The organism is Cryobacterium inferilacus, assembly GCF_019599185.1.
GTDB classification, from domain to species: domain Bacteria; phylum Actinomycetota; class Actinomycetes; order Actinomycetales; family Microbacteriaceae; genus Cryobacterium; species Cryobacterium inferilacus.
The window spans coordinates 80,208-100,530 of the sequence record NZ_JAIEUL010000004.1 but is presented as its reverse complement, the minus strand read 5'-3'; the positions used below and the strand labels follow the sequence as shown (position 1 = coordinate 100,530).

20 protein-coding genes and 1 tRNA gene are annotated in these 20,323 nt (G+C 65.6%); 16 read left to right on the top strand and 5 right to left on the bottom strand.

Annotated elements, in window-relative coordinates; translation table 11 throughout:
* The first annotated feature begins 26 nt into the window (after nucleotides 1-26).
* From K2F54_RS05390 to K2F54_RS05380, 3 genes are all read left to right on the top strand, one after another.
* Entirely contained in the window at nucleotides 27-5,348 is a 5,322-nt protein-coding gene (locus tag K2F54_RS05390; RefSeq protein WP_220604833.1) for an ExeM/NucH family extracellular endonuclease, read from the top strand.
* Nucleotides 5,349-5,532: 184 nt separating this feature from the next.
* Entirely contained in the window at nucleotides 5,533-6,144 is a 612-nt protein-coding gene (locus tag K2F54_RS05385; protein ID WP_220604832.1) for a hypothetical protein, read from the top strand.
* An 83-nt stretch (nucleotides 6,145-6,227) separates the two neighbouring features.
* Nucleotides 6,228-6,674 (top strand): dehydrogenase, encoded by a 447-nt coding sequence (locus K2F54_RS05380; protein WP_220604831.1) that lies wholly within the window; start codon nucleotides 6,228-6,230, stop codon nucleotides 6,672-6,674.
* A gap of 40 nt (nucleotides 6,675-6,714) precedes the next feature.
* Here K2F54_RS05380 and radA read toward each other — a convergent pair whose 3' ends face one another.
* Nucleotides 6,715-8,079 carry a DNA repair protein RadA gene (gene radA, locus K2F54_RS05375; protein WP_220604830.1) on the bottom strand — a complete coding sequence of 455 codons (1,365 nt, stop codon included), beginning with the start codon at nucleotides 8,077-8,079 and terminating at the stop codon, nucleotides 6,715-6,717.
* A gap of 37 nt (nucleotides 8,080-8,116) precedes the next feature.
* Nucleotides 8,117-8,896 carry an SGNH/GDSL hydrolase family protein gene (locus K2F54_RS05370; protein ID WP_308287527.1) on the bottom strand — a complete coding sequence of 260 codons (780 nt, stop codon included), beginning with the start codon at nucleotides 8,894-8,896 and terminating at the stop codon, nucleotides 8,117-8,119.
* A 77-nt stretch (nucleotides 8,897-8,973) separates the two neighbouring features.
* On the opposite strand from K2F54_RS05370, the gene K2F54_RS05365 reads away from it, so the two are divergent.
* Nucleotides 8,974-9,063, top strand: a tRNA-Ser gene (locus K2F54_RS05365).
* A 49-nt stretch (nucleotides 9,064-9,112) separates the two neighbouring features.
* On the opposite strand, the gene K2F54_RS05360 is transcribed toward K2F54_RS05365, so the two are convergent.
* Both K2F54_RS05360 and K2F54_RS05355 read right to left on the bottom strand, forming a co-directional pair.
* A complete protein-coding gene (locus tag K2F54_RS05360) occupies nucleotides 9,113-10,234 on the bottom strand; it encodes a tyrosine-type recombinase/integrase (RefSeq protein WP_220604829.1) in 1,122 nt (373 codons plus the stop codon).
* The gene (locus tag K2F54_RS05355) at nucleotides 10,227-10,871 is read right to left on the bottom strand and encodes a helix-turn-helix domain-containing protein (RefSeq protein WP_220604828.1); all 645 of its coding nucleotides are present in this window, start codon (nucleotides 10,869-10,871) and stop codon (nucleotides 10,227-10,229) included. The genes K2F54_RS05360 and K2F54_RS05355 overlap by 8 nt, the downstream gene beginning before the upstream one ends.
* 107 nt (nucleotides 10,872-10,978) lie before the next feature.
* On the opposite strand from K2F54_RS05355, the gene K2F54_RS05350 reads away from it, so the two are divergent.
* The 12 genes from K2F54_RS05350 to K2F54_RS05295 all read left to right on the top strand — a co-directional run bounded on the left by K2F54_RS05350 (nucleotide 10,979) and on the right by K2F54_RS05295 (nucleotide 18,515).
* The gene (locus K2F54_RS05350) at nucleotides 10,979-11,179 is read left to right on the top strand and encodes a helix-turn-helix domain-containing protein (protein ID WP_220604827.1); all 201 of its coding nucleotides are present in this window, start codon (nucleotides 10,979-10,981) and stop codon (nucleotides 11,177-11,179) included.
* Nucleotides 11,180-11,265: 86 nt separating this feature from the next.
* Entirely contained in the window at nucleotides 11,266-11,607 is a 342-nt protein-coding gene (locus K2F54_RS05345) for a hypothetical protein (RefSeq protein WP_220604826.1), read from the top strand.
* Nucleotides 11,608-11,609: 2 nt separating this feature from the next.
* Nucleotides 11,610-11,768 carry a hypothetical protein gene (locus K2F54_RS05340; RefSeq protein ID WP_220604825.1) on the top strand — a complete coding sequence of 53 codons (159 nt, stop codon included), beginning with the start codon at nucleotides 11,610-11,612 and terminating at the stop codon, nucleotides 11,766-11,768.
* 27 nt (nucleotides 11,769-11,795) lie between these two features.
* A complete protein-coding gene (locus tag K2F54_RS05335; protein ID WP_220604824.1) occupies nucleotides 11,796-12,560 on the top strand; it encodes a helix-turn-helix domain-containing protein in 765 nt (254 codons plus the stop codon).
* Nucleotides 12,557-12,778 carry a hypothetical protein gene (locus tag K2F54_RS05330; RefSeq protein ID WP_220604823.1) on the top strand — a complete coding sequence of 74 codons (222 nt, stop codon included), beginning with the start codon at nucleotides 12,557-12,559 and terminating at the stop codon, nucleotides 12,776-12,778. The genes K2F54_RS05335 and K2F54_RS05330 overlap by 4 nt, the downstream gene beginning before the upstream one ends.
* Nucleotides 12,779-13,214: 436 nt before the next feature.
* Nucleotides 13,215-14,597 carry a terminase large subunit domain-containing protein gene (locus tag K2F54_RS05325; RefSeq protein WP_308287525.1) on the top strand — a complete coding sequence of 461 codons (1,383 nt, stop codon included), beginning with the start codon at nucleotides 13,215-13,217 and terminating at the stop codon, nucleotides 14,595-14,597.
* Nucleotides 14,594-15,892 (top strand): phage portal protein, encoded by a 1,299-nt coding sequence (locus K2F54_RS05320; protein ID WP_220604822.1) that lies wholly within the window; start codon nucleotides 14,594-14,596, stop codon nucleotides 15,890-15,892. The genes K2F54_RS05325 and K2F54_RS05320 overlap by 4 nt, the downstream gene beginning before the upstream one ends.
* Entirely contained in the window at nucleotides 15,889-16,440 is a 552-nt protein-coding gene (locus K2F54_RS05315; RefSeq protein ID WP_220604821.1) for a hypothetical protein, read from the top strand. The genes K2F54_RS05320 and K2F54_RS05315 overlap by 4 nt, the downstream gene beginning before the upstream one ends.
* Nucleotides 16,437-16,862, top strand: a complete 426-nt coding sequence (locus K2F54_RS05310) for a hypothetical protein (protein ID WP_220604820.1) — start codon at nucleotides 16,437-16,439, stop codon at nucleotides 16,860-16,862. Before K2F54_RS05315 ends, K2F54_RS05310 begins: the two co-directional genes overlap by 4 nt.
* Before the next feature lie 87 nt (nucleotides 16,863-16,949).
* On the top strand, nucleotides 16,950-17,867 hold the full coding sequence (locus K2F54_RS05305) for a phage major capsid protein (RefSeq protein WP_308287524.1): 918 nt from the start codon (nucleotides 16,950-16,952) through the stop codon (nucleotides 17,865-17,867).
* Nucleotide 17,868: 1 nt separating this feature from the next.
* The gene (locus tag K2F54_RS05300; protein ID WP_220604818.1) at nucleotides 17,869-18,189 is read left to right on the top strand and encodes a hypothetical protein; all 321 of its coding nucleotides are present in this window, start codon (nucleotides 17,869-17,871) and stop codon (nucleotides 18,187-18,189) included.
* A gap of 11 nt (nucleotides 18,190-18,200) precedes the next feature.
* Nucleotides 18,201-18,515, top strand: coding sequence for a hypothetical protein (locus K2F54_RS05295; protein ID WP_220604817.1), 315 nt, complete (start codon nucleotides 18,201-18,203; stop codon nucleotides 18,513-18,515).
* 534 nt (nucleotides 18,516-19,049) lie between these two features.
* Here the strand turns inward: K2F54_RS05295 and K2F54_RS05290 are convergent.
* Nucleotides 19,050-20,318 (bottom strand): hypothetical protein, encoded by a 1,269-nt coding sequence (locus K2F54_RS05290; protein ID WP_220604816.1) that lies wholly within the window; start codon nucleotides 20,316-20,318, stop codon nucleotides 19,050-19,052.
* Nucleotides 20,319-20,323: the final 5 nt, after the last annotated feature.

Below are 20,323 nucleotides of genomic sequence, written 5' to 3'. Positions count from 1 at the left end.
TCCGATCGTCCCACTTGAGGAGAACCATGTCGCTCGTCCCCCGAAGCCGGCTTACGCTGGCTGTCGCATCCGTGATCGGAGTGAGCCTCGCGGCCGCCCCGGTCGTGGCCCTACCCGCGCGGGCCGATACCGCGGGCACGGGAGTGGTCATCAACGAGGCCTACCTGAGCGGCGGCAGCGCCGGAGCGGCCTACTCGGCCAAATTCGTGGAGCTCTACAACCCCACGGATGCCGCCATCGACCTGAGCGCGTGGTCGCTGCAGTACCGCAAGGCCACCGGTACCGTGGCTGACGCCCCGAGCGCCGTCGCCCTCACCGGGACGATCCCGGCGAAGGGCTACTACCTCGTCTCCGGTGCCTCGAACGCAAATGGCGCGAACGGCGCGGCTCTGCCCACGCCCGACCAGACCAGCACGCTCAACCCGAGCGGCACCACCGGCACCCTGATCCTTGCCAAGTCCACCTCGGCTCTCACACTCGCCGCCGGAGATGCCACCGGCAACCCCGACGTCATCGACCTGCTCGGCTACGGCAGCTCGCTGACCTTCGAGGGCGCCGTCGCCACGGCACCGAGCTCCACCACCGACGTCAAGTCGATCAACCGCACGTCGGGCATCGACACCGACAGCAACGCCACGGACTTCAGCCTGGCCGCCACCATCACGCCCACGTCCTCAACGGGTGCCGCTCCGGTCGAGCCAGAGCCCACGCCCACCACCGAACCCACGGGAACGCCCGCACCGGTGGAGACCGTCGCGATCAACGCGATCCAGGGCACGACGGATGCCAGCCCCCTGGCCGGCAACACCGTGACCACCACCGGTGTCGTCACCGCCGCCTTCCCGACCGGAGGGTTCAAGGGCTTCTACCTGCAGACCCCCGGAACCGGAGGAGCGGTGGACCTCGCCGGCCACGCCGCATCGGACGGAATCTTCATCTACACCGCGGACCTGACCGCATCCGTCGCCGTCGGCGACTACCTGTCGGTCACCGGTGTGGTGAGCGACTACTACGGCCTCACCCAGCTCTCCGTCGGTGCACTCACCGACATTGCGGCGCTGGATGCCGCCGGAATCGTGGCGCCCGCGCCCGCGACGGTGAACCTGCCCGCCACGGCGGCCGAGCGTGAGTCCCTCGAGGGCATGCTGATCGCCCCCGCCGGCGACTTCACCGTGACCAACAACTACACCACCAACCAGTACGCCGAGATCGGGCTGGCCGCCGGCACCACACCGCTGGTCGGCGCCACCGTGACCGCCCGCCCTGGCACGGCCGAGTACACCCAGGCGCTGGAGGCGAATGCCGCCCGTGCCGTCACGCTGGACGACGGCGCGTCGACGAACTACCTCAGCTCGGCCAACAAGGACAAGCCGGTGCCGTACCTGTCGACCACCGAGCCCGTGCGCATCGGTGCCGCGGTGACCTTCACCAGCCCGGTCATCTTGGACTACCGCAACAGCACCTGGAAGTTCCAGCCGACTACCGAGCTCGTGCCGGCCAACGCCGCCACCGTGCAGCCGGCCACGTTCACCAACACCCGCACCGACGCTCCCCGCGCCGTGGGCGGCGACATCCGCCTGGCCAGCTTCAACGTGCTCAACTACTTCACCACCACCGGTGACTCGATCCAGGGCTGCACGTACTACACCGACCGCGCCGGAGCACCCACAACGGTGAACTCGGGCTGCGACGCCAGAGGAGCCGCCGACGAGGCCAACCTCGAGCGCCAGCAGGCCAAGATCGTCGCCGCGATCAACGCCCTCGACGCTCACGTGATCTCGCTCGAAGAGATCGAGAACTCCGCCGCATTCGGCAAGGACCGCGACACCGCCCTCGGCGACCTCGTCAACGCGCTCAACGCCGACCTGGGCACAGAGGAGTGGGCGTTCGTCGCCTCCCCGGCCAGTGTTCCGGCCAACGAAGACGTGATCCGCACCGCCTTCATCTACAAGAAGGCCGCCGTGGAAACCGTCGGAGCATCGACCATCTTCGCCGACCCTGCCTTCGACAACGCTCGGCAGCCGCTGGCCCAGGCCTTCCAGTTGGTCGGCGACGCCGGCAGCGCCTTCCAGGTGATCGTCAACCACTTCAAGTCCAAGGGATCGGGCACCGGAGCCGACGCGGATACCGGAGACGGCCAGGGTGCGTCGAACGCGTCCAGGGTCGCCCAGGCCACCGCCCTCGTCTCCTTCGCCGACACCCTCACCACCGACACCGGCATCGGCCGGGTCTTCCTCACCGGTGACTTCAACGCCTACGACCAGGAAGACCCGATCAAGGTGATCACCGACGCGGGCTACCTGAGCCAGGAGGCCAAGACCGGCGAGTACACCTACGCCTTCGGCGGCACGGTCGGCTCGCTCGACCACATCTTCGCCTCACCCGCCGCGAACGCCACCGTCGCCGACGTCGACGTCTGGAACATCAACTCCGTCGAATCCGTCGCACTCGAGTACAGCCGGTACAACAACAACGTCACCGACTTCTATGTCGCCGACGCGTTCCGCTCCTCCGACCACGACCCCGTGGTCGTCGGTTTGAACCTCGCCAGCGCGGAGCCGGTGGAGATCAACCTGCTCAACATCAACGACTTCCACGGCCGCATCGACTCCAACACCGTGAAGTTCGCGGGAACCGTGGAGAAGCTGCGCGCGGAGTTCGGTGACGCCAACACCCTGTTCCTGTCCGACGGTGACAACATCGGCGCCTCGCTGTACGCCTCGGCGTCACAGCAGGACCAGCCGACCATCGACGTGCTCAACGCGCTCGAACTGGACACCTCGGCCGTGGGCAACCACGAATTCGACCAGGGAATCGACGACCTGACCGGTCGGGTCGCTGACGCCGCTGACTTCGAATACCTCGGAGCCAACGTCTATCTGAAGGGCACCGAGACCCCGGCGCTGCAGGAATACGCCCTGTTCGAGATCGACGGCGTGACCGTCGGCGTGATCGGCGCCGTCACCGAGGAGACCCCCACCCTGGTCACCCCGAACGGTATCGCCTCGATCAGCTTCGGTGACCCCGTCGACGCGGTGAACCGCGTGGCCGCTGCGCTCACCGACGGCAACCTCGAGAACGGTGAGGCGGATGTCCTGATCGCCGAATACCACGAGGGAGCGGGCGGTAACAGCACCTCCAACCCGGTACTCGAGGAGGAACTGGCCGACACCGACAGCGCCTTCACCAAGATCGTCACCGAGACGTCGCCGGCCGTGGACGCCATCTTCACCGGTCACACGCACAAGACCTACGCCTGGAACACCCAGGTTCCCGGTGCCGAGGCAGGGGTGACCCGCCCGGTGCTGCAGACCGGCAACTACGGCGAGAACATCGGCCACGTTGTGCTCAGCTACGACCCGACCACCGACACCGCCAGCACGGTGACCAACGAGAACGTCAAGCGCAGCACCGCTGCCGACGCCGATCTCGTGGCCGCGTACCCGCGTGTCGCCACGGTCAAGACGATCACGGATGCCGCCCTCGCGGAAGCCGCCGTGACCGGCAACGTCACGGTCGGCTCGATCACCGCCCCCGTCACCCGCGCCTCCGTGGGCGGGGCCAGCCCCGTGGTCGAGGACCGTGCCGCACCATCCACCCTGGGCACATTGATCGCCAACTCCCTGCGCGAATCCCTCGCCGACCCGGCGAAGGGCGGCGCCGAGATCGGCATCGTCAACCCCGGCGGTATGCGCGCGGACCTGCTGACGACCCCGGACTCCGACGTCAGCGTCGCCGAGGCGAACGCCGTTCTGCCGTTCCTGAACAACCTGTGGACGACGACCCTCACCGGGGCGCAGTTCAAGACGGCTTTGGAACAGCAGTGGCAGCGCGACGCCGCCGGCGCGGTGCCGAGCCGGCCGTACCTGCAGCTGGGACTGTCAGACAACGTGAACTACACGTTCGACGCCACCCGCGACGAGGGCGACCGGATCACCGGGATCTGGATCGACGGCGAGCCCGTCGACCTCGACCGGGACTACCGGATCGGTTCGTTCAACTTCCTGATCACCGGCGGTGACAACTTCCGCGTCTTCACCGAGGGAACAGGCACCCGTGATTCCGGTCTTGTCGACCGGGATGCCTGGATCTCGTACATCACCGCGCAGAGCCCGATCTCGCCGTCCTTCGCGGCCGGACAGGCGTCAGTGGTCGGCGTTCCGGAAACGGTGACGGCCGGTGACGAGGTGACCTTCACCGTGTCGCAGCTCAACCTGAGCTCGACCGGTGCACCGAAGAACACCGAACTCGCCGTGTCCTGGGGAGCCAGCGAGAACACCTTCGCACCGGTGACAGTCGACGAGACGGGAACGGCGATCGTGACCGTGACCGTGCCCGCCGATGCCGAGGCTACGAGCGAGATCACCCTGACGGCCAAGGAATCCGGCACCGTGGTGCGCGTTCCCCTCGCCGTGACGCCGACGACGGAACCGACCCCGGTACCGACGACGGAGCCCACCCCGGTCCCCACGGACGAGCCGACCCCGGCCCCGACGACGGAGCCCACTCCGGTCCCGACCGACGAGCCGACCCCGGTCCCGACGACGGAGCCCACTCCGGTCCCCACGGACGAGCCGACCCCGGCCCCGACTGACGAGCCGACCCCGGCCCCGACGACGGAACCCACGGAGGAGCCGACTCCGGCCCCGACCGACGAGCCGACCCCGGCCCCGACGACGGAGCCCACGGAGGAGCCGACCCCGGCTCCGACGGACGAGCCGACCCCGGTCATCCCGCCGACCGACCCGACCGAGCCGACCGAGCCGACCGTGCCGACCGTGCCGACCGTGCCGACCGAGCCGACCGACCCGACCGTCCCAACGGTCCCGACGGTCCCGACCGTCCCGACCGTGCCGACCGACCCGACCGTGCCGACAGCTCCGACAGCTCCGACAGCTCCGGCGGCTCCGACCGCGCAGCCGTCGGCAGCTTCGGAATCCGCTCTGACGGCGCTGCTGAAGGACAAGATCACGTTGAGCGACTCCACGGTCACCGCCGGAGCCAGCGTCACGATCACCGTTGGAACCGAGTACACCGGCCAGTACGTCTCCGCCTGGGTACGTTCCACACCGGTCAACCTGGGCGGCTGGCTTCAGGTGAGTGAAGCGGGCGCCGTGACTGTGACGCTCCCGACGGACCTCTCCGCCGGTGCTCACCGCATCATCGTGCAGGATGCGAACGGGGCAGTGATCGGCTGGACCGACATCACGGTGGCCGCCAGTGGCACCACCGCATCCGGTCTGGCCCAGACCGGGCTGGACGCCAGCCCGTGGCTGGCCGGAGGAGTGCTGCTTCTGCTCCTCGGTGCCGTACTGATGCGTCATCGTCGGGTGGCGACGCAGCCGTAACCGGCCCAGGCAGCACCGGCGGCGCCGGTGGACCGTCTCGGCCCGAGAGTCGACGATCACGTATCGTCGGCTCCCGGGTCGGGTGGCCCATCGGCGCCGTTCGCGTTGTGCGGATTCAGCCGGATTCCTGTCCGACACGCAACGCATTACCGGCGGTGACAGTGCACCTCGTTACCCTGGGAACATGTCGACGACCAAGCCTCCCGTCGGACCTACCCCCAGCAGCGTCTACCGGCGCCGCCGCCTCATGGTGGGGTTCGGCGTTCTGGCCGTTCTCGTGATCGTCTTGCTCATCTTCTTCCGGCCCGGCACCGGTGCCGAGCCTGCCCCGGCCGACGCCCCGACCACGAACCCGGTCGCCACCGCCGACACCGGTGAGCCCGTGAGCACGGCCTGCGATCCGGCCAATGTGCTCGTCGAGGCCATCACCGACCAGGACTCGTACGACCCCGACGACAACCCCGAACTCTCACTCAGCGTCACGAACACCGGCACCACACCGTGCGACCTCAATGCCGGCACCTCCACCCAGGTGTTCACCATCACCAGCGGCGCCGACGTGTACTGGACCTCCACCGACTGCCAGACCGAACCCGCCGACGCCATGGTCACCCTGGAGCCGGGTGTCGCCGTGGCCACCGACACCCCGCTGGTCTGGGATCGCACCCGGTCGAGCCCGGAGACCTGCGAAATCATCGACCGTGAGGCCGTGCCGGGCGAGGGCGCGTCGTACTACCTGTCGGTGACCGTGGGCGGCTTCGCCTCCGCCAGCCCCACCCAGTTCCTGCTCAACTGACGCCGGGCTCGGCACGGCGGCGTTCGCTGCGGGCTGAGGCGTCGACTGGCCGCGCCGCGGCCACGGATGATTGAATGGGTCACGTGACAAACGCGACCTCGGACACCCGATCAGAAGCCCTCGCCACCGCACTGGCCAAGCAAGACGTGGCGGCGGTGGCCTACGCCCTGCGCAACGACGTGGTGATCGCACCGCTGCTCGTGGTCAAGGGATCCGCCGAACAGGTGCGGGTCTTCGGCCGGGAAGGCAGCGACAAGCGCACCCTGCTGCTCTTCTCCTCCGGCGAGAATTACGCGCGCATGATCCCCGACGAGGTCAACCCGCAGGTGATGGTCGCCGACGGCCAGTGGCTGCGCGAATTCCTCACCGTGCACAAGGAGACCCTGGAAATGGTGTTCTTCGACGTGGCCGGTCCGGCCGTGATGCAGGCCGCCCCGGCGGACCTGCTGCGCGCGCTCGGACCGATCGGTGACCAGGCCGAGACCGGCCAGGCCGGCCCGGACTCCGGCGACTCGGAGCCGACCGACTAACCTTCAGCGTCGCCGACGCCCCACTACCTGAGGACGTCGTCTACCTGAACGCGTCGTCGAGTTCGGCGTCGCGGCGGGAGATGCCCGTGCCCAGCGCCCGATTGACCGCGGTCTGCACGGTGCTGCTGGATGCGTCGATGCGGGTGTTGAACCCCATGCGGGTAGCCTCGGTGGCGCGTTGTTTCGCGGCGGACACCGGACGGATCTCCCCGGCCAGGCTGATCTCACCGAATGCCACCACGTCGTGGGCGATAGGTTCGTCGAGGATCGCGGACGTCAGCGCGATCGCGATGGCGAGATCGGCGGCGGGTTCGCCCAGCCGCACGCCGCCCACCGTCGACACGTAGACATCCTTCTTCGAGAACTGGTGGCCGACCCGTTTCTCCAGCACGGCCAGCAGCATCGCGACGCGGGAGCCGTCTACCCCGTTGGTCACCCGGCGGGGGTTGGGCATGACGGTGTCAATCACCAGTGCCTGCACCTCCACCGGCAGGGCGCGACGGCCCTCCATCGCCACGGTCACGCAGGTGCCCGAGACCGCGGTGGTGCCACGGCTGAGGAACAGTCCGCTCGGGTCGGCGACCTCGCTGATGCCGTCTCCGGTCATTTCGAAACATCCCACTTCGTCGGTGGAGCCGAATCGGTTCTTGAGGGCGCGTACGAAGCGCAGCGCGGTGTGCCGGTCACCCTCGAATTGGCAGACCACGTCGACGAGGTGCTCCAACAGGCGGGGGCCGGCGATGGTGCCGTCCTTGGTGACGTGACCCACCAGCAGCACGGGCAGGTTGCGGTCTTTCGCGAGCCGGATGAGGGTGGAGGCGACCTCGCGCACCTGGCCGGGCTGTCCGGCCTGGCCGTCGTTGAGGGAACTGGACACGGTCTGCACCGAGTCGATGATGACCAGGTCGGGCTTGACCGCGTCGATCTGGCCGAGGATGGTGGCCAGGTCGGTTTCCGCGGCGATGAACAGCTCGGGTTGCAGGGCGCCGGTGCGTTCCGCACGCAGGCGCACCTGCGCCACCGACTCCTCGGCGCTCACGTAGAGCACCCGTGACTTGGCCAGGGCCGCCTTGGAGGCCACCTCCAGCAGCAGGGTGGACTTGCCGACGCCGGGCTCACCGCTGAGCAGGATCACCGAGCCGGGCACGATGCCGCCGCCGAGCACCCGGTCGAACTCGTCGATTCCGGTGGGCCAGTGGGCCACCGCGGTGGTGTCGACGTGCGTGATCGGCCGGGCAACGCTGGGACCGCTCACGAAGGACGGCGTGACGGACCGAGTGATGCTCGTCTTCACCGCCGCCTCGACCACGGTGCCCCACTGCTGGCACTCGCCGCAGCGGCCCGCCCACTTCAGGGTGGTCCAGCCACACTCGGTGCAGTGGAAGTTCGAGACGGGTTTAGCCATGTCAGCGAGCCTAGCCGCGGCCGCCGACACCGATCACTCAGGCATCGACCGTCTGGGGAATGCGGTGTGCCACCGCGCTGCTGAGTTCGGGCAGGAACGCATCCGCCCAGATGCGGTAACCGCGGTCGTTGGGGTGGAACAGGTCGTTGGCGACCTGGCTGAGCACGCTGCGGATGCCCTCGCGTTTGGTGGTTGCGTGCAGAGGGACCACGGTGAGGTCGTGCTCTGCCGCCACCTCGCGCACGATGCGGTTGGCCACGGCCACCTTGCGTTCGTTGTGCGGCAGGTGGAAGCACGGCAGGTCGGCCACGATCGCGTGCGGCGGCAGGGCCGCGAACACCTCGCGGATGCCGGCCTCGAACTTCGCCGGATCCCACTGGGCGATGTCGTTGGCGCCGATCGCGACCGTGACGAAGTCAGGCTTGAGCTTGACGAACCGGGGCAGCTGGTCGCGCACGGCGAGCTCCACGGTGGCGCCGGAGACGCTGAGGTTGATCACCCGCAGGGTACGGCCGGTGGCCAGACGGATGTGGTCGGCCAGGATGCCGACATAGCCCCGGTTGGGCGCGCTGGCGCCGATGCCCTGCGCGGCGCTGTCGCCGATCGCGACATAGAGCAGGTCGCCCTTCTCCTTGGCATGGGTGCGCCACCAGAGCGAGTTGATCGGCAGGGTCTCGTTGAGCTCGGCGGCGTTGGCTGCCAGCATCCGCTGGAAGCGCCGGTACCCGACGGTGGCCGCGGCGCCGACGGCGGCCGTGGTGGCCACCGCGCCCAGGGTGAGGGAGAGAATACGGGGAGTGGAGGTGTCGTTCGTCACGCAGGAGAGAGTACCGCCGGCCTCTGACAGTTGCCCGGATTCGCGTGCGAGCCCGTTCCTGAACTACAATCGCTCTCGGTACCGTGTCCGAGCGGCCGAAGGTGCAACTCTCGAAAAGTTGTGTGGGGGAGACTCCACCGTGGGTTCAAATCCCACCGGTACCGCCACAGATAGCCCCCTTGCATCCCTTTGTTTTACTGGGAAGCGGGGGGTTTTCTACTTCCCAGAATCGGCTTTTGGCCACACTTTGGACACACTTGCATTCGTTCTCGCCTGATCTAGCGCGGTTGCAACGGCGTCTAGGTCGTCCTCGAACAGGTCCGCGTAGGTGTCCAACGTCATCGCCGCCGACGCATGGCCAAGCATCCGCTGCACCGCCTTGACGTTCGCGCCCGCCGAGATAGACAGGCTCGCCGCCGAATGTCGGAGGTCGTGAATCGTCACGCGCTCGAACGTCGGGTCTGCCGCCTGTGCCCTCGCAACCGCTGCGACAAACCAGCCCCGCCGAGAATCCGGCAGGCGTACATGGTCGGTACCGTTCCCGAACAACAGCGCGTCTCGAGCCTTCCCTTCGCATAGCTTCGCCAGCGGTTCGGAGAGGAAGGCGGGGAAGGGGACGCTTCGCGCCGTGTGCGACTTCGGAGTGCCCACGATGATCTTTCCGCCGACGCTCACCGCGTTCTCGGAGACGTTCACCCGCCGCCTAAGCGCGTCTAGGCTCCGCACCCTAAGTCCGGTCGCCTCACCCCATCGCAGGCCCGTATAGGCCAGAAACAGGACCAAGGTGGAGTTGCCCTTCGCGCTATCGGCCAGCAGTTGCACCTGGTCGTGGGACAGGTACACCCGCGCCTTGCCGGTCTTCCTGGGCAGGTTCACACCTCGAGCTGCATTCGCCGGCACGCGACGATCCTTGACCGCCACGTCGAGCAGCGCGGCCAGCACACCGTATGCCCGTAGAACCGTCGTGGCACCCTTCCGCGCCGTCAAATCCGTGACCCACGCCTGAACTTCACTGTGCCGGATGCTACCCACGGCGCGCTTCCCCCAAACAGGTTCGACGTGCAACCGCCACGCAATCTCGACCGGACGCAACGACGACGGCTTCAGGTGCGACTGGTGGGCCAGCCACTCCGCGCCGAGCGTCCCCACCTTCGCCCGTGCCGCCGTCGCGTCGACAAACTCGCCCTTCGCCTTCGACACAACGACAGACGCCAAGAACTCGACTGCATCCCGCTTCGTCTTGAGTCCGCGCTTCCGGCCCGCGCTGTGGTCCGGCTTCCGATAGCGCACCTCAAACCGCTTGCCGGCAGCAGTCTCGTAAGCATGGACGCTACCCACGGTTGTCCGCGGCGTCGTAGGCCAGCCAAGGTCCCTCTGCCCACGTCAGGTCCATAGTTCGAGACATTCTTTTGAGCGCGTTGTAGGCGTCCTGGGCTTGACGCGCCATCGCGGCGACGTGCATCTGGCTGTACTCATTGGGGTCGTGGTGGGCCGTGTATTCGTCGCCCTCTGGGGAATAAGCCGTGTACTCAAACACCGGCTGCTCTTCAACGCTTTCCGCCAAAGCCGCAGGGAACTTCTGGGTCGCCACCGACAGGTCTTCAATGTGACCCATCACCGCACGGATCCAGGAACCCAAGTTGGAGTAGGTCCGGGCGGATTCATCTACACGGAACCACTCGACAACGTCCCAAACGGTCATCTCCGACACCGACTGTCCGACGCCCGGTAGCTCAGCCTTCGCCAAAGGCATGTTGATCGGAACGACCAACGCTACCGGGGGAATGTCGAGGGCTTTGGATATGTCGAGCAATTGCGAAACCGTTAGATCAGCCTTCCGCCCGCTTTCGACATTCTGAATCGTCGACTTAGTAATGGCGTCGTTCGGGATGGCGTCGGCAAGGTCCCCGGCGGTCTTGAAACCTGCCGCTTTTCGATAGCCGGCGACTCTGCGCCCGATGTGTTCAATCGTCATTTTGACAGATTACACCCGTTTTGGTTTGCAGTAATGAAGATTTGCTGTATTGTCATTTATGCGATCAAATCTGCTCGCGTTAGTCGTTTTGAAGAATCGAGGGTCACGTGAATATCTACCTTTCGCCGGATCAGGTCACCGAGATGATCCCCGGGATCACCAAGGGGCAATTGGCACAGTGGCGCTACCAAGGAGTCGGGGGGCCGAGATACCGGAAGCTCGGGAAGAAGATCATCTACGTCCAGTCGGAGGTCGTCGACTGGATCGAGGACAGCGCCCGAACTGGCACCGCGCTCGAGGCGGTCTGATGGTCCGGGGCAAAGAAATAGCCGCCGCGCCTGGTAGGGCAACGACGGCAACGACAAAAAACTCACCGCTAAGCAAAGGATTCGTCTTGAACCACCGTACCCGCACCACCAGCGACACCGCCACCCTGACCGCACCGACGACGAGAGTGCAGGCGTGGCTCGAGGCTCACCCGAACCTGACCCACGAGCCCGTCGTCAGCATCATGCGAGCCGGCTTCTCGCCCGAGGAACGGGCGTTCATTCTCGACATGGCGGTCACCAAGACGAGAAGCGCCACCGACAAGGACTGGAACGGGCACACCGTCGCCACCCGCGCCGGCTTCGTCGTCAAGCCCGACAGTCTCATGATGCGCAGCCTGTGCAACGGGGATGCTGCACGCGCCGGAGATATTGACCGCGCCCGCTTCTTCGTGAACGCGGGGGAGTAGCCGTGATCCTCCACCTGGTCGACACCAAGACCGGCCCGCTGGTGTACGTCGACGCAAAGGACGACTACCTCACCCCCGACGAGGCCCGCCGACTGGCGATCAAGCTGCTCGAGCTTGCACAGCAGGCCGAACGCCCGACCGTCGCTTCCGAATGGCCCTAAGTCACCCCCGTCAGGAAGGAAGGAACCGTGACCACTGCGAACGCGGGATTCCTCATCATTCCAAACTGGGTGATTCGGGATTCCACCCTCGACGGGCACGAGCTGCTGGTCTACATGGCGCTGTTCAACCACGTCGACCGGAAGGGCTACGCGTTCCCCGGCAAGGCGCGCATCGCCAAGGAAGCGCGTATGTCCGTGCCGACCGTCAAGCGCACGCTCAAGAAGCTCGAGGCGCGGGGACTTATCGAGATTCGGCAGCGACCGCTCGAGTACGGCAAACACAACTCGAACATGTACCGGGTCGCCACCTTCGCACGGGAGCAACCTGTGGATAACTCCATGGGTGCAACCGGTCAATCTGTCCACACCTGGGGTCACACAGACCCTACCCCCGGGTCACACAGACCCGACCCCCGGTTCACACAGACCCCCAAAGAAGACACACATGAAGAAGACACAAGAGAAGAAAACTCTGAGGGTCAAACAAGTTTGACCGCGAACGTTTTTTCCTTTCCTGAGGCTTCAGATGGGGCAACGACCAGTCAGCTCGAATACCTCCACGACCTCCACATCCACTACGCAAACGAAGTAGCGCCCGACAACACCAAGCGCCAGTGGGCCGCACTCACCAGCGAGAAGGCAACGGAAGTAATCAACAGCTATCTCAAGTTCATACCCCGTTACGACTCATACGAAGGCCCCGAGTACGGCGACGACAACTACTTCAAGTTGTCACCCGCAGGCCGCGAGTACGCCGACACCGGATTCCTACCTGAAGGACGTGCATTTTGAAGATCAAGTTCATCCGCATTATCGGAGCCAGAGCCACCAAGCCCGGAGTCGTCGCCACCGTCGACGATCACCTGGTCAAGTGGAACCCCAGCAAGGACTGGGAGTGCGACTGCCTCACCGACCTCGACGAGTTCGAGTGCGACCACATCGAAGCGATACGCGGTCTGCTCGACGACCGTGTGCTGACTCCGCTGCGCCGACGAGGACTGATCCTTTGACGCTCAAGCTGTGCGTCGTGTGCGCTGAACCCTGCCCGGACTACAGGTGCAAGGCTCACCAGCTCGCACGACCCGCGAAGGCTGGACGTGAGGAACGCGGATACAACGCCGCGTGGCGCAACCTGTCCGAGCGTGCCCGCAGGCTTCAGCCCTGGTGCTCAACGTGTGGCAGCACTGAAGACCTGACTGGTGACCACCTGGTGTGGCCGGCGCGAACGCTCAAGGACGTCGACGTGCTGTGCCGCAAGTGCAACAGCGCGAAGGGTGCGCCGACCGAAGCCAACGACCCACGGGGGAAGACCGTAAAACTTTCTGCTCCCCACCCGGGCGGCAAGGCAAATATTCTCACTGTACCCCCGGGGGTATCGTGAGGCCCGGGGCGAAGTCGGCTATTACTGCCGATGACCTCGCCTGGGATGCTTTTCCTGCCCGTGGCGTGGACCGTATCGACGCGTTCGCCAAGTCGTTTCTGAAGGTGCCGAAGGGCGAGGGAAGCGGGACCCCGTTTGTTCTCCGGCCGTGGCAGCTCGAGACGGTGGCCGCGTTGTATCCGATGGATGCCCCGCGACCCCGGCAGGCGCTGCTGTCGCTTCCCCGAGGCAACGGGAAGACCGGTCTAGCGGCTCTGCTGGCCCTGTACAGCCTGTTTGCCGACGAGGTCGACGCCCCGCAGGTTCTGGTGGTCGCATCGAGCGAGCAGACGGCACAGCACGTCTACAAGGCCGCTCGCCGGATGATCGAGTTGAACCCGGAGCTGGAGGCCCGCGCCCACGTCTACAAGGACCGCATCGTGACCCCGTTGAACGGTGGCGAGTTCTACGCCTTGCCGGCGACGGTGGCCGCGCTTCAGGGCTGGGACCCGACGCTGATGATCGTGGACGAGCTGCACGTCGTCGACCGTGACGTTTGGGAGGCCGTCACGTCGGCATCCGGCAAGCGGTCGGAGTCGTTGACGCTGGCGATCAGCACGCCGTCGGATTCTCAGGAGTCGATCATGTTCGACCTGGTGAAGTACGGCCGGAAGCAGGACGACCCGTCGTTTGTCTTCCGCGAGTGGGCTGCACCGGAAGGGTGCGCTGTCGACGACGAGGATGCGTGGTACGTCGCTAATCCGGCGTTGGGGGACTTCCTGTCCATCGACGCTCTCCGCGCCACGCAGGCGACGACCAGAGAAGCCGCGTTCAGACGGTACCGGCTGGGACAGTGGGCCGGCGCCCAAGATTCGTGGCTTCCGTTCGGCATCTGGGACACCCGCGCAGCAGATCGCAGCTTGCAACCGGGGGAGAAGGTCGTGCTGGGCTTCGACGGTTCGGCATCGGGCGACTCGACGGCGCTGATCGCTTGCACCCTCGACGGCTTCATCTCGCCTATCGGCATCTGGAACCAGACCGACGAGCCGGGCTGGCGCGTGCCGCGTGCCGAGGTTACGCAGGCCGTCGACGACGCCTTCGACCTGTACACCGTCGTCGAGCTGGCAGCAGACCCCTGGGGCTGGCGCAGTGAACTCGAGGACTGGTCGAAGCGCCACGGCGAACGGAAGGTGATCGAGTACAACACCGGCTTTCGGCAGCGCATGGGGCCGGCCACTGATCGTCTTTACGCCGCCGCCATGGACGGCACGATGACGCACGACGGCAACCCGATTCTCTCCTTGCACGTCTCGCAGACCGTGGCGGTTCAGACCGCTATCGGCGCGATCGTGTCGAAGGACAAAAGAAACTCCACCCGCAAGATCGACGCCGCCGTGGCTTCGATCGTCGCGTGGGACCGCGCCAATTGGCACACCCGTAAGAAAACCCGAAAGGTCGTTTCGTTTTGAGTACCAAAGATGTTCTAGACACCCTGTCCGCCAAGCTCGACGAGTCGCAGGCCGCACTTGCCAAACTGGATACCTACTACGAGGGCCGGCAGCCGGCCGCGTTCCTCTCCCCGAAGTCTCAGGAAGCCCTGGGGAACAAGCTCCGCATGTTGAGCGTGAACTTCCCGAAGCTTGCCGTCACGTCGCTGGCCGAGCGGCTGAACCTCACCGGCTTCCGGGGTATCGGGGAGGAAGCCGCCGACGTGGACCTGTGGCGCATCTGGCAGCAGAACGACCTGACCGAGCAGGCGCACCTGGCGCACCTCGACAGCCTGGTCTACGGCCGGTCTTTCGTGATCGTCTGGGCAGGCGCTGAGGGGCCGCGTGTGACCGTGGAAAGCGCCAAGCAGGTATCCGCCGCCTACGACCCCGCAACGGGCCGTGTCGTGGCTGCTGTGAAGCGGTGGACCGATGGTCTGACGCATTATGCCGTCGTCTACGAGGCCGACCAGATCACCCGCTACGCCGGCAAGGAAAACGCGCTGCTGGTCGTCGAAGTCATCCCTAACCCGCTCGGAGAAGTCCCTGTTGTTCCCATCGTCAACCGGGGCCGGCTGCTCGACTTCGACGGCGTGTCAGAGATGGCCGATATTCTCGACCTGGCCGACGGGCTGAACAAGGTGATGTCGGATGCCATGGTGTCGAGCGAGTATTACGCCCGCCCGCGCCGCTGGGTTACCGGCCTCGAGATTGTCGAAGACGACGAGGGCAACCCCGTCAACCCGTTCAGCTCCGAGGGCGACCGCATCTGGCAGTCCGAGGCACCCGAAACCAAGTTCGGTCAGTTCGACGGCTCCCGGCTCGACGGCTACTCGGACCTGTCCGCCACGCTCACGGCACAGATCGGCGCGATCAGCGGTCTGCCCGGTCACTACTTGGGCTTGCACGGCGATCAGCCGCCGAGTGCAGACGCGATCCGCTCCGCCGAGGCATCCCTGGTCACCCGCGCCACCGCTAAACAGCGCACGTTCGGCCGGGCATGGGAGAAGGTGGCGGACCTGATCGTGAAGGTTCGGGACGGTCAGAACACCCGCGACTTCCAAACGCTCTGGGCATCCCCGGAAAACCGCACGCCCGCGCAGGTGGCAGACGCCGCCGCCAAGCTCGCCGGCATCGGTGTGCCGCTCGAGTCCGTGCTGGCCGACCCGCTGGGCTACTCCCCGTCGCAGATCGCGCAGATCAGGCAGGCACGTCGCGCCGAAGCCCTCGACGCGTCGGGCGCGGACCTGTCGACCTTCCTGGTGACTGCCGAGTGAGCTACCACGACACCCTGGCGAAGCTCACCGACCGAACCAGCGCGCAGGTGCTGGCAACGTTCGCCGGCTGGCAGGAAGGCAAGTTCACCGACGACCAGTTTGTGCAGTTGGTGTCCGCGTTCATCGCGTCATCGAACGGGCGCGCCGTGGCTCTGGCAGACCTGTCGCTGGCCGCTGAAATCTCTGTTCAGCTCCGCGCCCTCGAGCCTGCCCTAGGTGTCGTGTCGGCAGCGGATGACCAGTCCCGGCTGGCGAAGGGTGCCGCGACCCTCGCCGCCGAGTCGAAGGCCGGCTTCGATATTGCCGACCGGCTGGCACGGTTCGCCCACGCTGAAGCGTCTGCTGCTGCGGCGAACGCTTACGCCGACGGCATCGCCCGGTCGGAGAAGGTCACCGGCTGGGTCCGCAAGCTCGACGGCGACCCGTGCCAGCTCTGCACCTGGTGGTGGCGCGAAGGTCAGGTTTGGCCCAAGGACCACAAGATGCCGCACCACAAGGGATGCCAATGCACCCCGACACCCGTAACCCACGAAAGGACCGCACGATGACCACCACAACGACCGACCAGACCACCACCACCGAGGTCGTCGACCAGCTCGACGCACCCGCCGACGAGGCACAGGCGACCGACGCGCCCGAGGACGCTGAGACGTTCCCGCGTGAGTACGTCGTCAAGCTCCGCGACGAGAATGCGAAGTACCGGCAGCGTGCCGGCCAGACCGACGACCTGGCACGTCGGCTCCACCTCGAGCTGGTCAGGGGCACCGGGCGGCTGGCAGATGCAACCGACCTGCCCTTCGACGACGCGCACCTTGCCGACGCCGGCGCGCTCACCGCCGCTGTCGACGCGCTGCTGACCTCGAAGCCGCACCTGGCAAGCCGCAGGCCCTCCGGCAACATCGGGCAGGGTGCGTCCGTCGTGGCCGATACCCTGAGCCTGTCTGGACTGCTCCGAGGCAACGCCCGCTAAGCTCCGCGAAAAGCACGACAGACACGGTTTGTCAAATTGCCCCTCAGGTGGTATCATACAGGTACCCCTGGGGGGTATTCCGCGTTAGTGGGTCTGGCACCCAAACGACAATCAATCAATCGTTTGGAGAATCCCATGGCCGTATCAACCGCCAACGCCGCAGAACTCACCGCCGAGCAGGTCCAGTCCATCCTGGTCCAGCCCCTCGAGCAGGCATCCGTCTTCCTCGCCGCCGGTCCCCGCATCTTCGACACCGACGGCAGCCCCGTCCGCGTCCCCAAGCTCGGTGGCGCGACCAGCCCCGACTGGAAGGGCGAGAACGAGCTGATCGCCGACGACGACGTGACGTTCGACGAGATCACCCTCCTGCCCTCGACGATCAAGTCCGTCAAGACCCTCACCCGCTTCAGTAACGAGCTGGCCCGCCAGTCGGTCGTGTCCCTCGAGGCCGCGATCAAGGACCGCCTGGTGCGCGACGTGGCAGCCAAGCTCGACGCCGCGTTCATCGCCGGCACCGGAGATGGTGGCACGACTCCGCTGGGTATCCTCAACTACGTCGGCACGCAGGAAGTCGCCGCCGTTGGCACCATCGGTCTGGACGCGCTGCTGGACGCTTGGGGTCAGGCCCTCGCCGGCGGGGTGAACATGGCTTCGCTGAAGTGGATGCTTCGCCCCGAAACCTTCGTGGCGCTGCGCAAGATCAAGCAGGGCACCGGGTCGAACCAGTACGTCCTGACCCCCGACCCGACCACCGACGGCGTGTTCCGCCTGTTCGGCTCGCCGGTCATCATCACCAACCGCATCCCCGTCGACACCGGCACCACTCAGGCAGTGCTGGCCGACTTCTCCCAGATCGCCGTGGCACGCGATCAGGCACCGACGGTCAAGATCCTCGACCAGACCTTCGGTGACTACGACCAGCAGGCAATCCGCGTGACCGCCCGCTACGACGCCGCACCGCTGAACGTCGAAGCTATCGTCAAGCTCACCGGCATCACGGTCTAACATGCCCTTCCCCACAGCGGAAGACGTGGCTGCATTCCTGGGCAAGGCCGGCGACCTCACCGTCGTCGGCCTTGCCGGGGCGCACCTCCCAATGGTCACCGAGCTGGCCCGCGCCCACACCCGGGGCAAAGGGTTCACCGACTACGACCTCGAAGCGCCGGTCGCCAGCGTCATCGTGTCCGCCACCGCCCGACTGACCAACAACCCCGAGTTGCTGGTGTCCGAGACAATCGGGGACTACTCCGCCCGGTACACCGTGTTTCAGGGCTGGTCCATCATCGAGCGGTCTGTCCTCGACGGCTACCGACGGCGTACGGCATGAGGCTAGGCGACGTGGTGCAGATCGAAGGCGTCATCGGTGAGGGTGGAGGCTACGACGAGCAGGGTTATCCCATCGAAGACCGTGGCATCCTGGCATCCGTTCCCGCGCACGTCTTCTACAGCACGTCGGGTCTGGAAATCGGGTCCACCGGCGTCGTCGTCACCGACGAGTTGCGCTGCATCATCGAGCCGCCTGCCTTCGATATTCTCCCGGGCCAGCACCGCATCATCTGGCGCGGGGATTACCACCAGATCAACGGGCGGTTGGTGAGGTCGAAGTCCGGCCGCATCCACCACCTGACCCTGAACCTGGCGCGAGCCACCTAAGACCGGCGTGAACGTCACCCGCTTCGTGGTCTGCGCCAGCGGGACCGATGGTGGCGAGTTCCCTTTCGACTAAGACCCACCAGCGCCAACACCAGCACCGCCCCCGGACCTGAGAAACCCGGGGGCGTTGTTGTGTCTCATTTGGCCACACTTTGGCCACACTTTCTGAAAAACACCCTGTTTGACGACTGCTCATGTGATTCAAAACCCTTGTAACTACGCGAAAGTAGGGAGTCCGAACCGCACCGCCCGGGGTCAAATTAGAGTTCAAATCCCACCGGTACCGCCACGGGGTTGTTCCTGGAACTCATCGATTCTGTTCCAAGAACTGCTCCCAAAACGAATGGCCTCCGAGGTTTCGGAGGCCATTCGTCGTTTCTTGGGTGTCTAACTTCTGATTGCTTGTTCACGTCGGCGAGCGGGCGCGGATTAAATGACAAAGCACGGCCAGGGGTGCCCGGGCGGCCGATTTTCGGCGCTGCGGATTGTCCTGGTCGTGCGGTGGAGCGATTATTGGTGAGTTTCAGCGCGCGGCTATGTTCTGAGCGGCGGGTCGAGTTCCGAACCGTCCGGGGCTCCGGGGAGCACCTTTAGTGGCCACTTCGCCTTGTAGTTGGAGTGACCCTCGCGGTCCCGGCGTCTCGTGGTCGCTCGTACTGGTCCCATGCCCGTTGCGGCGGCCGGTTTGTCTTGCGATGCCCGTGTGGCACGGTCAGTGAGGAACTGGATGATTTTGCGGATATTCGCCGACACGAGCAGGATCGTCGTCAGAACTTGCTGGGCGGCGAAACCGCGGATCCGTCGGCGCGCTGGAACGTCAAGCGCCTCGTGGCCTTTGGATTTCACGTAGGCGTGGAAGCTCTCATCAGTGTTTCGGCCGACGCGGTAGGCATCGCTCCACTCCTTCGACTGGTATCGGAAGAGCTGGGCGTCGCGGATGCCGTCGGCAGGACCGAAGTCCACGGTGCCTTGCGTACAGATGAGGTCGGGGGCTTCAGGGACATTCTTGTCTTGAACGGTTGGGCGGACCTTGCCGGGTGCCTTGGGGTGGATTTTTCGGATTGGGCAGGTGACGGTGGGATTGGGTCCGGCGGCTGGGCACATCATCGGTACATGCCCGCGTTTGTCGGGCCGCTCCTTCGGACGAAGTTCGAACGCTGTCCGCTCCTCGAGCCGAGTCCGGTAGGTTTCTTCGTCGATCTTGTGTGCGGCCGCATCATTCGAGGCGTTGAGAAGATCCTTGCCGGTGCCGGCGCAATATTGGCGGCCTTCGACCTGGATGGAGCCTGCCTTTCCGCCGCGGACACCCATGCGTGTTACCTGATAGTCGGTAATGACGTCAAAGCCCATCTTCTTGATCGGAACGTGCAGTGTTTCAGGTAGTAGGTTCGCGAAGTACTCGCGATCGGCGACGATGGTGCCCGGGGTGTATCCGCGATCGACGATTGACTGGGCAACCGCCACTGTGTCACGGGCCAGGTGATGACCGGGCATGCTCATTGAGAAGCCGATCGCGATGTTGGCAAATTCTGATTGGGTGCTGCGGCTGTTCGGCACAAGTACGGCGACATTTCCAGCCCAGCCCCAGACGTATTCAGTGTCCTTCTGGTTCTCGGGACCGGATCCATCTCGCTTCTCCGGAGATTTTGCGTTCCATCCCGCGTCTGTTTCAATGACGAGTTTGTCTTTGTATTCTTTCTTCGTCTTGGGGTTAAACCTGCGCTCCATGCCCGTTTTGGGGTCGATCGGGGCGCGGCCTCGGGGGCTGGTTGCGGCAATCGTTGTTTGGTCGATTCCGATCATCACGT

Excerpts from the sequence above, each read along its gene's own strand:
- K2F54_RS05390 (WP_220604833.1), top strand. The coding sequence starts at position 27 with ATGTCGCTCGTCCCCCGAAGCCGGCTTACGCTGGCTGTCGCATCCGTG.
- K2F54_RS05385 (WP_220604832.1), top strand. The coding sequence starts at position 5,533 with ATGTCGACGACCAAGCCTCCCGTCGGACCTACCCCCAGCAGCGTCTAC.
- radA (WP_220604830.1), bottom strand. The coding sequence starts at position 8,079 with ATGGCTAAACCCGTCTCGAACTTCCACTGCACCGAGTGTGGCTGGACC.
- K2F54_RS05355 (WP_220604828.1), bottom strand. The coding sequence starts at position 10,871 with ATGACGATTGAACACATCGGGCGCAGAGTCGCCGGCTATCGAAAAGCG.
- K2F54_RS05310 (WP_220604820.1), top strand. The coding sequence starts at position 16,437 with ATGACCACCACAACGACCGACCAGACCACCACCACCGAGGTCGTCGAC.
- K2F54_RS05300 (WP_220604818.1), top strand. The coding sequence starts at position 17,869 with ATGCCCTTCCCCACAGCGGAAGACGTGGCTGCATTCCTGGGCAAGGCC.
- K2F54_RS05290 (WP_220604816.1), bottom strand. The coding sequence starts at position 20,318 with ATGATCGGAATCGACCAAACAACGATTGCCGCAACCAGCCCCCGAGGC.